The sequence below is a fragment of the bacterium genome (genome assembly GCA_036524115.1).
Taxonomy (GTDB): Bacteria; JAUVQV01; JAUVQV01; order JAUVQV01; family DATDCY01; genus DATDCY01.
The window spans coordinates 1-11,542 of the sequence record DATDCY010000103.1; the positions used below are offsets into that span (position 1 = coordinate 1).

Genomic DNA, 11,542 nt, shown 5'->3' on the forward strand with positions numbered 1-11,542 from the left:
GAGCGCCTTCTACATCGGGCTGGTCCGACTCTTCGTATAGCCCTCCCCGTGAGGGGCTCCGGCTTCTCCGTTCCTCGTCGGTCGTCAGCGCCTTGTAGCCGATACGTCGTCGGCGCGCTCCGCGGCGCCGGCGCCGGCTGACGCGACCGGACCGCCTTGAGCGCGAACCCACCCCCGACGGCGGCGACGGCGACGATCAGCGCCGCCATCCACCAGGCGAAGCCGCCCGACTCCTCCGGCGGTGGCGGCGGCACAACCGGGAAAGTGGTCTTCAGCGCGTCTTGCAGCGCCTGGCTCGATTCCGGCGGCGGCGCCGGCGCGGCCGCCTCGGCCGCGGGCGCCTGCGCGCCCGCGGGCTCCTTGGGCTTCGGGGGCGGACCGACCCGGACCACCTTCTCCCTGGTGCGCACGTTCTCGGGGATCGAGGCGAGGTTGTCGGTGAAGACCACGCTCCCCTTGCGGTCGGTGTACTTGTAGTGCGTGACGTTGCCGTCGCTGTCGGCGACCTCGTAGATGACGCCGGCGGCGGGGACTGCGAGCGCCGCGAAGACCGCCAGCGCCAGGATCGCCACGAGCGCCCGCTTCATGGACGCCGAGGATAGGACAGAGCGCGCCGAAAGGGAAGCCGGTGCCCGGGGGCCGGGCGGACGTCAGGCGTGCCGCCGGACGATCTTCTCGAACATGTCAGCGAGTCCGGCGCAGAGCCCGTGAATCCAGGCGTCGCTGAGCTGCCCGATCGCGGTCTCGTCGAAGAAGAGGTGCAGCGACGACTCCATCCCCTCGTCCGGCTTCCACCAGCAGACGAGCAGCGGCAGGCGCGGCAGCGGGTAAAGCACCAGCGAGAGGTCCGACCCGAAGAGGTTCACGGACCGCTCCCCGGCGAACAGGTCGATCAGATCCGAGATCAGGCCGGTGTGCGCGTCCAGCAGCCGCCCGAGGGGCCGCTCGCAGCGCTGCTCGAAGAGCGACGCCCTTCCCGCCGCCGCCTGGCTCAGCTCGCGGAACGGCACCCAGCGCCCGGTCGGCTCGCCGCCGCGCGCGTGCAGGACGTAGCGCAGCAGCGGGATCGCGAGGCCCGCGTGCGTGTGGCAGTCCGAGCCGATTGAGCCGTCGGGGGCGATCTGGAAGTCCTTGCCGAGGCACTTGACGACCAGCCGGCCGCCCTCGACACGCCCGCCGATGCGCGCCGCCGCCGCGGCAAAGTCCAGCGCCGCGACGCCCGCCCGCAGCTCCTGCAGTTCGTCCTGCTGGCCGTCCCAGACGCCGCGGCGCTCGCCGAGGTAGGCGTCGACCGCCGCTGCGGCCTCCGGCGACAGGTACGGGCAGTCGCGCGGGCGCCGCTCGTCCGCCAGGACCGCCGCGGCGAACGCCATGCAGCCGCGCGCGCCGCACTCGCCGCAGTTGGTCCGCGGCAGGTGCCGGTAGACGTCGAGGGGGTTGCGGGGCGGGACCATGCCGCGCATCTTACTGGAACGGGCGGCTCGAGCGAAGCCGCCGGGCCGGGGCGTTTGACAGCCGCGAGCCGTCCCCGTATATCAAGGCCATGGCCCAGCCCCAGGAGCGCCGCAAGTTCCCCCGGGTTCCCATCCTCATCGAGATCTACTACCAGAGCGACTCCCCGGTGATCCGCTCACGGCTCGCGGACCTCAGCGAGGGCGGGCTCTTCGTGGACACCCTCAATCCCCTTCCCCAGGGCGCCGAGGTGAAGTTCCGCTTCGTCCTGCCCGGGAAGGCCATCCAGGAGCCGATCGTCGGTCTCGCGAAGGTCGCGTGGATCCAGCCGGCGGTCGGCATGGGCATCGAGTTCGTGCGGTTCGGGGGCGATGCCCTCGATCGACTGCGGGCCTTCCTCAGCCAGAATCCGTAAGGTCGTCCCCTAGCTCGTCCCCTTCCTTCGCGAGGCACCGAACCTCACGCGGGCGCGCGCCCGGGCCTTTGCGGCTTCCACGGCGCGGTCCCGCGCCGGCGCGGTGGTCACCAGAGATCCGAGCAGCGCGCCGGCCGCCTTGGCGACCTGGCGGACGGCGCGGTCGAACGGGGCCTGGTTCGCCGCCGACGGCTTGGCGAACCCGCTGATCTTCCGCACGAACTGCAGGGCCGCGGCCTGGATCTCCTCGTCCGTGGCGGGTGGCTCGAAGTTGTAGAGCACCTTGATGTTCCTGCACATGACATTCACCTCACCCTGCCGGATTCCACTCGATCGCCCGCCTCCATCTTCTTTCCCTCCACCCACGCGTCGACGATGCCTGCCACCCAGCAGCACACGATCGCGACGGTCGCGACCTTCGTCGCGGTCGGGCTGCGTCCGCCGGAGACCCTGTCGACCTCGGCGAGAATGCTGCCGAGGTCATAGGCGCCGCCGCCGACCGCCACCTTGTCGAGGACGGCCTGGACTTCGCGCACGACCGTTGTCACGATCACGAGCAAACTCGCCGAAACGACGCCGATGAGCGCGATCCCCCGCCCGTGGTGCTTCTGGGCGATCTGGCCCAGGCCGGGATACACGAGCCCGGAGAGAAGCGCGCCCCGCAGCGAAGGATTCATGTCCGGGGCGCCGTGGACGCCAGGCTCGCCGCGAACAATATCGCCTCCTCGTCGTCGTGCCGGCGCACGAAGAGCGGAACGAGGCACAGAAACGACGCGATCCTGATGAACAGGCTTGGATGCTCGATGCACACCTCGTGGTGGAACGTGCACGCGCGCTCGGAGCTCGGAATGAGCGTCATCTCCCAGGTGACCCTGGGACGAACGTGAATGAGATGAAATATCCAGATGTCGCTTCTCTCCGAGACCAGCTTGAGGTGCGCCGGCTCGGCGATCTCCTCGACGTAGTGCTGAACCGCCAGATGCCCGCCGACGGACTCGACGTTGACCGACGTTCTCCTGCCGTCCTCCGCTTTCCCCGCGCCCGCGCCGAGGTGTCCCCTGGCGCACCGCTGATAGCCGATGTCCGACAGCCCGAAAAGCCACCGGGGGATGTCCAGCGCAGCCGCGGGAACGTCGAGCTGGACGTCGTGTGCCGCGCGCGCCAGGACATACGGCCGCTTCATCCCACCTTCCTCGCTGCCCCGATCCGGCTGAACTCCATCGACCATCACGCCCTCCCCTTCTTCCCGACCGGCGCCAGGTACAGCACGAACTCCTCCTCGCCGTCGAGCCGCAGCAGCGCATCCAGCGCCTCCTGGTCATAGGCGCCGACCGCGCAGGCGCCCGCCCCGACGGCCTCCGCGGCCAGGTACAGGTTCTGGCAGACGTGCCCGGCGTCCAGCGGCAGCACGCGGTGCGCCGCCGGGCCGTAGCGCCACTCCATGCGCGCCGGCAGCACGCTCCAGAAGAACGTCGCCGCACCCCGCGCGACGAACGTCTGGCCGAGACAGGCCTGCGCGACCGCCGCCTCCAGCCCCGGCTGCGTGAACTCGAGGAGCAGCCTGTGCTCCAGCGGCAGGTAGCGCCAGATCCCCTCCTCGATCCCCTCCACGCGCCGGCAGTAGAGGTAGGTCTCGAAGGCGTGGCGCGCGCCCGCCGACGGCACGGTGCGCAGCGTCACGGCCGGGCCGGGCCGCTCCGTGACGCCCTGCGTCGCCCAGAGCAGGAACGCCAGCTCGAGCAGCGACAGCGGCTCGTCCGCGAAGCGCCGCAGGCTGCGGCGGCTGCGGATCACCTCGAGCAGGCTTGGCACGCCCAGCCCGGCAAAGCGCTCGGGCGCCGGCAGCTCGACCGTGCGCGCGTCCGCCGCGTACGGCTTCTGCGCCGGCGGGGGCGGCAGTCCGCGGCTCTGCGCGGTCGTGCGAAAGTCGAACCGCGCGCGGATCGAGTCCTTGAGAAACTCCCGGTGCCGGCGGTTCAGCTCGTCCATCGCCGCGCCCTCCCCAAGCCGGATGCGCGCCCCGGCCGTGACCCCGGGCGCGCCGCCCGGGTCAATCCCGCAACTCTATCCCGCCCCGCAGGTACGTGACCGCGTGGCCGCCGATCGACACGCGCTCGCCCCGCAGCTCGCAGAACAGCTCGCCGCCGCGCCGGCTCACCTGGAAGGCGTGGAGGTCCTTCCTCCCGAGCCGCTCCGCCCAGTAGGGGATCAGCGTGCAGTGCGCGCTGCCGGTGACCGGGTCCTCCGGGACCCCCGCCCGCGGCGCGAAGAAGCGCGAGACGAAGTCGCCCTCGCGCCCCGGCGCCGTGGCGATCACCCCCAGGAAGTCCAGGCGCGCGATCGCCGCGAGGTCGGGGGCGAGGCCCCTGACGGTCGCCTCGTCGTCGAACACCACCATGAGGTCGCGCGAGCAGAGCGTCTCGACGGGGGCAGCGCCCAGCATCTTCGCAAGCCCTTCGGGCGGCGCGCACGGCGACGGCCTGCGCGTGGGGAAATCCAGGAAGAGCAGGTCGCCGCGCCGCTCCACCGCGAGGCTCCCGCTCTTCGTCTCGAACGCCACCCGCTCCGGATGCTGCCGCACGTAGTTGAGGACGACGTGCCCGCTGGCGAGCGTGGCGTGCCCGCACAGGTCGACCTCGACCGCGGGGGTGAACCACCGCAGCTCGAAGGCCTCGCCCCGGCGGACCAGGAACGCGGTCTCGGAGAGGTTGTTCTCGGCGGCGATCGCCTGCAGCGTCGCGTCGGGCAGCCAGGCGTCGAGAACGCACACGCCGGCCGGGTTGCCGGCGAAGAGGCATGAGGTGAACGCGTCGACCTGGTAGAACGGGATCATGCCTTGCTCGTGCAGTTGAGCATCCAGTGGATGCCGAACCGGTCCGTCAGGCTCCCGAAGTAGGCGCCCCAGAACATGTCGGCCAGCGGCATCTCGACCTTGCCGCCGGCGGCGAGAGCCTTGAACAGCCGCTCGGTCTCGGCGCGTGTGTCCGGCTCGAGGTTGATGTAGACGTTGTTCCCCGGCGTCACGGTGAAGCCCATCGACTCCGGCGCGTCGGTGCCCATCAGCATGTGGCCGGCCAGGATCGGCAGCTCGACGTGCATGACCAGGTTCGCGTCCCCCGCCGGGATGGGCGGCTGGCCGGGCTGCGCCGGGATGTCCTTGAAGCGGGCGATCGGCCCCGAAAACTCCGTCCCGAACACCCCCTTGTAGAACAGAAACGCCTCTTCCGTTGAACGAACGAAATTGAGATACGTGCTGACGCGGGCCATCGCTGTCTCCTCCTCAGTCGTTGCGGCGGACTTTCGGAGGGAATCTAGGTTGCGGGCCGCGCGGCGGCAACCGGGCGCGGCTCAGTCCGCGGCGACCGCGCTCCTCACCACGAACTGGACGACGCCCTGGAGGAACGGGTCGGCGGCGACCGCCTCGCCGGGATCCGGAATCATCCGCTGCGAACGGTAGCTCCCGCTATCCCCGCCGAAGATCATCGCCTCGCCCCCGAAGCTCTTCTTCAGCTCGTCCAGGCTCGCGGCGCTCGCCTTCAGCGGCAACAGGTGCTCCACAAGCGGCAGGTTCAGCTTGCCGGCGTCCTCGTAGACGGCCCAGAGCCCCGCAGGGTCCCAGATCGCCTGCTCGCCGAGCGAGACGTGCCTGCGCAGCGGGTCCAGCCGGATCATCCGCAGCCCGATGTCGTCGATCTCCTTCTGGGGGAGGAAGACCGCCGCGCTCAGCGAGTACGCCTTCTCCCAGGCGTCCAGGTACTCGGGGTCGAGGTCCGCGGCGGCGCGGTAGTGCCGGTACGCCTCGGCCTTGCGCCCCTGCGCCTCGCGGAGCTGGCCGAGCAGGTACTGCACCTGCGGCTTGCGCGGCTCGGACTGCGCGAGCCCCCCGAGGACCTGCTCCGCCACCGAGCGGCTCTCCGGGTGGTTGAAGACCCCTTCGCACCCGAAGCAGAAGCTCGCCACCTGGCCGAACTGCTCGGGCATCCGCTCGAAGGCGATCTGGTAGTGCTTGCGCGCCTCCGCGACGTTGCCCATCGCGGAGAGGCGCTCGGCCAGCCGCCACTGGACGCAGTAGGCGTCGGCGAACGAGGTGGCCGCCTCCTCGTAGGACGCGAGGCTCCGCCGGATGAGACCGGCCTTGGTGAGCGCATCGCCGCGCTCGGCGACCCTGACCGAGGCGACCACGCGCTCGAAGAATGCGGCGTCCTCGGCCTTGCCCTCGGCCTTGAGGACCTCGGCCAGGACGGCATAGCCCCGAACCCGATCGCCCTGCTTCGCCTCGCCGTCGGTCGGATCCACCTTGAGCGCCTGTCGCACCGTGGCCTCGGCCTCGGCGAGCTTCCCCTCCCGCAGCCAGAGGTTCGCCTTCCAGATCAACGGCCGCTCCTCGAACCGGTCGCGCGCATAGAGCGCATCGAGCCAGGGCGCGATCGACGGGCCGGAGGTCTCGAGCAACGCCCGGTATGCCGGGTCGTCCCCGGGATGGCCGAGCAGATGGCCCTGCAGCACCGCGACCGCCTCGGCATCGCGCCCGGCGCTGTGCAGGGCCCGCCCCACGATCGGGAGCAGCGACTGGAACCTGTCGGCAAGCCCCGTCAGGTCGGCGGCGCCCCACCACGCGGATTCCTCCACGAGGGCCAGCGCGTCGCCCGACCGGTCGGCCTTGTCGTAGAGTTCCGCCAGCCGCGCCAGGTGCTCCGAGAGCAGTCCCGCGGCCAGGAGGGTTGCCCTGCCCCCGGGGAACTCGGCCGCCCCCGCGGAGGCGAGGACGGACTCGATCGTCGCGACGATCGCCCCCTCGGCCTCGGCGTACAGACCGGCCTCCTCGAGCGCGTCGACCATCTCGCCGGCCGGCGAACCATCGAGTTCGTCGCCGCCGAACGGAGAGCCGCCCATCTGCTGCCCAAGCTCGGCGAGGATCGCCGGATAGCCGGCCGCCGCCTCACGGCTCAACTCGGGGCGTCCGAGCAGCCGTCCCAGGCGGCACAGGCGCGGCGCGAGCCTGGCCTTCGCGCGCGCAACCGCCAGCCGCGCCTGGGGCGCCTCGCGGCCGGCGTCGAGCCGCAGCGTCTCGCCAAGGAGGCGCACCGCCTCGTCGACCCGGTCCATGGCGAGCAGCAGCTCCACCTGCCGCTCGTTGATGCCCAGGCGCGAGACCAGATCGAGATCGGGCCGCGCGGCGGCGCCCGCGATCAGGCCCACCAGGTCCACCTGCTCGCCCGAGGCGGCGGCGATGAGCCCGCAGCGGCTCCACAGCGGCAGTTCCGGGCGCGCGGTGAGGACGATCCGGCAGAACTCCAGCGTGTCCGCGGCAAAGCGCATCTTGTCGAACGACTGCCACGCCGACTTGAACTCGGACGCGTCGAAAGCGTCGGCCTCGATCGCCGCTGCCGCCTCGGCGGCCTCCCGCGCGCGCTTGCGGGCGATCAGCCCGAGGACGTGGTTCGCGGCGGCGCGCCGGCGGCTGCTGTCGTCGCCGCGGTAGCGGTACCCCGCCCTCTCGCCTTCGACGAAGGGCTCCGGCGTCGCGACCTCGGCGGGCGACTTCGCGGGAAAGCGGCGCTCCAGCGCTTCGTACAGCTCGACGTCGTCGATCCCCGTCACGAGCTGCCACTGCGGCTCGAGGAGATCCGCCGCGCGCTCGCGGACGATGCGCTTGGCTAGATCGAGAGTGGCGCCGCCGGAGGGGACCGCCAGCGCAAGACCGGGGATGGCCAGGGCCTTGCGGATGAGCGCCTCCGCCCGCGTCTCGCCGGCGAGTTCCACCAGATCCGGCACCTGCACGGTCAGCCGCCCCTCTTTGCGCTCGGACTCCAGCGACCCGAGGTAGCGCTCGAACCTGCCGGCGATGTCCTCCTTCCCTTCCGCCGCGGCGGCTCCCGCGGCGAGAAGGGGTGAATTCCGCAACAAGTTGTCCAGGTAACCCGCGTTGCCCTTGCTCAGGGCGGCGGCGGTCTTCAACTCGGCAAGACTTTCGGTCAGGCCGGCCTGGTCGCGCGTCAGGTAGGACACCGTCAACCGCAGCAGCTTTCCGGAAGTGCCGCGGCCGCCGTCGGGCCTGGCCGAGACGAGGCTCTTGAGCGCGGGCCACGCCGCGGGCGGCGGGACCGAGGACATCAGCGATTGCACCGTTGGCGTGTCGTCGCGCGCCACCTGCATCGCGGCATACTCCGTTGCCTTCATCAGCGCCGCGGGCGGCAGCATCCAGAACCGGTCATAGAGCGCCAGCCAGCGGGCCGCGGCTTCCTCGGCCGGGAACTTCGCGCGGACGTCCCGGAATTCCCGCAGGTCGCGGGCCAGGACGGCGGCCTCGTCGGCATCCGCGCCGGCCTTCGCCTCGACCGGAATCGCCGCGGCCCGAGTGAGGCGCTGGAGCACCTCCCGCGCGCCGATGAGATCCCCGGCCGCAGAGAAGGCTGTCCCAACGCCGATGCTGCCGAGCAGCGCGATGGTGCACATGCCGATGCACATCGACTTCTTCAATGGGTTCGTGCCTCCCTCTTTACGTCGTGTCCCACCGCAAATCGTAGCTCACGCTCCGCCCGCCACCGGGACGGCGCACCAGGATCTCGCGCCTCAGCAGGTCCTCGATCTCGCGAAAGGCCGTCGCGCGGCTCGCGCTGGTCATGCCCACGTATTTCCGGGTGGTCAGCCCGCCTTCGAACCCGTCGCGACCGGCATCGAGCAGACGACCCACAACCTTCCGCTGGCGCTCGCTGAGCCCCACCCCCGCGTGCCGGCGCCAGAACCGCGCCTTGTCCAGGACGACGGCGAGCCGCGCCTCGGAAGCCTCGATCGCCCGCCCAAAGCAGCCGAGAAACCACGCGAGCCACGGCGTGAGATCGCCGTCTCCCGTCGAACAGCGCGCGAGCACTTCGTAGTAGGCGCGGCGCTCCTTCATGATCTGCGAGGACATGCTGTAGTAACGCGACGTCTGGCGGTCATCTCGCGCGATCGCGCGGTCGGTCAGGGCGCGACCCAGCCGCCCGTTGCCGTCGTCATAAGGGTGGACGGCGACAAAGCGGAAATGGGCGACCGCCGCCCGTATCAGGCCATCGGTTCCGGCCTCCCCGCCATTGAACCATGCAAGGAAGCGCCGCATTTCGCCGGGGATCGCGGCGGACGGCGGGGCCTCGTAGTGGACCTTCTCGCGCCCCGCGCCGCCCGAGACCACGCGCATCGGCCCCGGGCCTCTCCAGCGGCCTGCGCGAATCTTCCGAAAGCCCGAATACCCCGTGGGAAACAGAGCGGCGTGCCAGCCGTGCAGACGTTGCACCGTGAGCGCCGACGCAGCGCCCGCCGTGGCGTCGAGGAGCACGCTCACCAACCCGTCAGCGCTGCGATCCGCCGTCAGCCCCGCCGTCGGCACCCCGAGTTGGCGGGCCACCGACGAGCGCACCGAGTCCCGCGCGAGCGTCTCCCCCTCGATGGCGGCGGTCGTCACCGCCTCCTCCGTGAGAAGATCGGCCTGCGCCTCCACGGCCTGCGCCATGCCCAGCGACGCAACCTCGGCGAGGAGCTTTCCCTGGCGCTTGCGGCAGTCTCCGAGGAGCGGCAGCAGCACGGCCGCGTCCCAGCGGAACGCGGTCCAGTCGGGTCGCTGCCAGACGTAGGTTGCCATGCGAGTTAATTGCATCACACAATGAGGCGATTAGCAAGGCCGATCGCTTCAGGCACCCCGGGTGCACGCCGAAGGGATCATCCTGCCTTGTCAGGTCTCGTCGTTAGCCATCTTCCATCATGAGCTTCAGCCTGGCGCGAGGACTGTCGAAGCGCACATCGTTCGGACTGAATTTCTCCGGGTCATATCCGGGCCCCACCCACTCCCGCATGGCGTCATGCTCGGAATCGCGGGGATCGGCCAGCACCCTGAGCAACCTCTCGTAGCCGTGAACGCCGCCGCAGTCCTCGGGCGGGCAAGCCCGCTGTCCGGCAACGCACCTCGGATACCGTCCTCCGGGCCCGCGGTCGACGACGTCCTCCAGGACGATGGTGTGCTCCCAGCCATCGCCGAAGTCGTATTCGTAGTCGGCCGCAGCCCCCTTCTCGGGGAAGTACCGGGCGACCGGGACCTCCCACCCCGACAGGCAGGGGCTCTCGCCGCTGAGGCCCTCCTCGTCGGGGATGCCAATTTCATCCGTCGCCCCGGTACGCGGATTCGGGACCGAGAACTGGTGGAGGTGGGTATCCGTCCAGCCCATCGCATCCTGCACCGCGACGTGCAGATCCCAGAAGGAGCATCGCGGCCCGATCTGTATCCGTCGCCAGACGGGGGGCGTGATCCCTTGGAGCGTCACCAGAAACTGGAGCACCTTGCCAGTCGTCTTCACGTTCTCGCGCCTCAACGGCACTCCCGTTTCCTGGTGTTGCGCGCCGCCATCGCGTCGAAGAGACTCCCCGCGGCCTTCTTGAGCGGACCGAGGCGCACCGGATAGAAGTAGTCGGACTCGTACCAGCCCTTCTCCCGATAATAGGTGTGGTCGCGGTTGCTGTCGTCGAGCCCGAGCCGAATGCTCGTGCGCGCCATCCGAAAGCCCCAGAGCTGGAAGAGCGTCGGCGCCGGATACGCGGGCCGCCCGAGCCGCTCGTGGAACCGCCGGGCGTGCGCCGCCAGCTTCCCGTTGATCCGCCCCTCCTCCTCGGCCGTCATCGGCTCGAGGGCCGTGAAGTACGTCCCATTGACGGTGTTGAAGCCGAGGCCCCCGCCGACGAAATCCAGGTACTGGACGATCTTCGCGCCGCCGTAGATGCCCTGCGCGACGATGCAGGTGAAGCTCTTCCCGAAGAAGCGCGGCCGGTGGAAGACGAAGCCGAGCCGGTCGAGGAAGATCTTCATCACGGCCGAGACCTGGAACGAGTAGTTGGGCGTCGCGAACACCACCCCGTCCGACGCCATCATCTTGCCGATGAGCACGTCGCGGTCGTCCTTGAGCGGGCAGAACTCCTCGCCCTTGACGAAGCACAGCTTGCAGCCGCGGCAGATCTCCAGGTGGCAGTCGCCGAGGGAGACGAGTTCGCATTCCACGTCGCCGAGCGCCTGCAGCTCATCGAGGAACCGGCGCGTGGCGCCGTACGTGTGCTTCTTGCGGGCGGTGCCGAGGAGGGCGGTGACGTGTTTCATGGGCGGGTCCGGTCGCGCGCCCTATTTCTCCTGCAACTGATCCCTTACCTTCTCCGGGATCTTGGAAGTCAGTTCCGGAAACGCCTCGATGATCCTCGCAATGTCCGCGAGGTCTTTCTGCCTCTTGCTTCGGCGACGCGTGTCATCCATGTACGCCCACACCTTCCCTTGCAGGACGTCGCCAAGGGAAGCGACTTTCATCTTGTAGCCGAGGACGTCCTTCTCGGTCGCGCTCACGATGAAGCCCTGGTACAGAGGATCGGTCCGGACCTGAATCCGCAGATCTGACGCCGGGCCTGTAATGTTCACGCTATGTTGGAACTCCTCCACCTTCATCTTCTTCGCCGTTGCCGCCGCGGCGACGGCTCCGATGCGATCGACTGCAACCACGATGTCGACATCAAGGCTGACGACAGGCTCCACGTAGGCGTTCACGGCGAGGCCGCCGATCAGGCAGTAGTCGGAGTTTGTCTCGCTGAGGATGCCGAGAAGCTGCTGAAGGATGTCAGCCTTCCCCCGTGCCAGGGAATTCAGGAATTCCTTTCCGGTCATCCTCT

The 11,542-nt window shown here is 70.0% G+C and carries 14 protein-coding genes; 1 reads left to right on the forward strand and 13 read right to left on the reverse strand.

Annotated features, from left to right (window positions below; all coding sequences use genetic code 11):
• Both VI078_04775 and VI078_04780 read right to left on the reverse strand, forming a co-directional pair.
• Window positions 1-587 (reverse strand): hypothetical protein (locus VI078_04775; GenBank protein ID HEY5998601.1); only part of this gene is annotated, 587 nt, incomplete at its 3' end.
• A 63-nt stretch (window positions 588-650) separates the two neighbouring features.
• The gene (locus VI078_04780) at window positions 651-1,454 is read right to left on the reverse strand and encodes a DUF3786 domain-containing protein (GenBank protein ID HEY5998602.1); all 804 of its coding nucleotides are present in this window, start codon (window positions 1,452-1,454) and stop codon (window positions 651-653) included.
• 89 nt (window positions 1,455-1,543) lie between these two features.
• On the opposite strand from VI078_04780, the gene VI078_04785 reads away from it, so the two are divergent.
• On the forward strand, window positions 1,544-1,867 hold the full coding sequence (locus tag VI078_04785; GenBank protein ID HEY5998603.1) for a PilZ domain-containing protein: 324 nt from the start codon (window positions 1,544-1,546) through the stop codon (window positions 1,865-1,867).
• A gap of 9 nt (window positions 1,868-1,876) precedes the next feature.
• On the opposite strand, the gene VI078_04790 is transcribed toward VI078_04785, so the two are convergent.
• From VI078_04790 to VI078_04840, 11 genes are all read right to left on the reverse strand, one after another.
• The gene (locus VI078_04790) at window positions 1,877-2,167 is read right to left on the reverse strand and encodes a DUF2277 domain-containing protein (protein HEY5998604.1); all 291 of its coding nucleotides are present in this window, start codon (window positions 2,165-2,167) and stop codon (window positions 1,877-1,879) included.
• A gap of 5 nt (window positions 2,168-2,172) precedes the next feature.
• On the reverse strand, window positions 2,173-2,544 hold the full coding sequence (locus VI078_04795) for a hypothetical protein (protein HEY5998605.1): 372 nt from the start codon (window positions 2,542-2,544) through the stop codon (window positions 2,173-2,175).
• Complete coding sequence (locus VI078_04800; protein ID HEY5998606.1) at window positions 2,541-3,050, reverse strand: hypothetical protein; 510 nt, start codon at window positions 3,048-3,050, stop codon at window positions 2,541-2,543. Before VI078_04800 ends, VI078_04795 begins: the two co-directional genes overlap by 4 nt.
• 44 nt (window positions 3,051-3,094) lie before the next feature.
• A complete protein-coding gene (locus VI078_04805) occupies window positions 3,095-3,856 on the reverse strand; it encodes a SagB/ThcOx family dehydrogenase (protein HEY5998607.1) in 762 nt (253 codons plus the stop codon).
• A gap of 61 nt (window positions 3,857-3,917) precedes the next feature.
• A complete protein-coding gene (locus tag VI078_04810; protein ID HEY5998608.1) occupies window positions 3,918-4,700 on the reverse strand; it encodes a PhzF family phenazine biosynthesis protein in 783 nt (260 codons plus the stop codon).
• On the reverse strand, window positions 4,697-5,134 hold the full coding sequence (locus VI078_04815) for a VOC family protein (GenBank protein ID HEY5998609.1): 438 nt from the start codon (window positions 5,132-5,134) through the stop codon (window positions 4,697-4,699). The genes VI078_04810 and VI078_04815 overlap by 4 nt, the downstream gene beginning before the upstream one ends.
• A gap of 81 nt (window positions 5,135-5,215) precedes the next feature.
• Entirely contained in the window at window positions 5,216-8,347 is a 3,132-nt protein-coding gene (locus tag VI078_04820; GenBank protein HEY5998610.1) for a hypothetical protein, read from the reverse strand.
• Window positions 8,348-8,366: 19 nt separating this feature from the next.
• Entirely contained in the window at window positions 8,367-9,485 is a 1,119-nt protein-coding gene (locus tag VI078_04825; GenBank protein ID HEY5998611.1) for a Fic family protein, read from the reverse strand.
• A 103-nt stretch (window positions 9,486-9,588) separates the two neighbouring features.
• The gene (locus VI078_04830) at window positions 9,589-10,194 is read right to left on the reverse strand and encodes a plasmid pRiA4b ORF-3 family protein (protein ID HEY5998612.1); all 606 of its coding nucleotides are present in this window, start codon (window positions 10,192-10,194) and stop codon (window positions 9,589-9,591) included.
• An 11-nt stretch (window positions 10,195-10,205) separates the two neighbouring features.
• The gene (locus VI078_04835) at window positions 10,206-10,985 is read right to left on the reverse strand and encodes a flavodoxin family protein (protein ID HEY5998613.1); all 780 of its coding nucleotides are present in this window, start codon (window positions 10,983-10,985) and stop codon (window positions 10,206-10,208) included.
• Window positions 10,986-11,006: 21 nt separating this feature from the next.
• On the reverse strand, window positions 11,007-11,542 hold a 536-nt coding region (locus VI078_04840), incomplete at its 5' end, for a hypothetical protein (protein HEY5998614.1).